This window comes from Kitasatospora phosalacinea (assembly GCF_000717185.1).
GTDB classification, from domain to species: Bacteria; Actinomycetota; Actinomycetes; order Streptomycetales; family Streptomycetaceae; genus Kitasatospora; species Kitasatospora phosalacinea_A.
This window is the reverse complement of the sequence record NZ_JNYE01000277.1, coordinates 1-469: the sequence shown is the minus strand read 5'-3', so window position 1 is coordinate 469 and position 469 is coordinate 1. Positions and strand designations below refer to the sequence as shown.

Below are 469 nucleotides of genomic sequence, written 5' to 3'. Positions count from 1 at the left end.
TACACCAAGCCCGAGCGCGAGGAGCAGCTGCGCATCCTGCGCCGGCTGAACTCGGCGGAGGCGTTCGAGACCTTCCTGCAGACCAAGTACGTCGGCCAGAAGCGCTTCTCGCTGGAGGGCGGCGAGTCGCTCATCCCGCTGCTGGACGCCACCATCGACGCCGCCGCCGAGCACCGCCTCGACGAGGCCGTCATCGGCATGGCCCACCGCGGCCGGCTGAACGTGCTGGCGAACATCGTCGGCAAGCCGTTCGGCACGATCTTCGGCGAGTTCGAGGGCAACCTCGACCCGAAGTCGATGCACGGCTCCGGCGACGTGAAGTACCACCTGGGCTCCGAGGGCACCTTCACCGGCCTGGACGGCGAGACCATCAAGGTGTCGTTGGCGGCGAACCCGTCGCACCTGGAGACCGTGGACCCGGTGGTGGAGGGCATCGCCCGCGCGAAGCAGGACATCCTGGACTTCGGCG

The 469-nt window shown here is 68.7% G+C and carries 1 protein-coding gene; it reads left to right on the top strand.

Annotated features, from left to right (window positions below; genetic code table 11):
* Nucleotides 1–469, top strand: a 469-nt coding sequence (locus tag OO57_RS38000) for a thiamine pyrophosphate-dependent enzyme (protein ID WP_033257491.1), incomplete at both ends; no start/stop codon positions are given.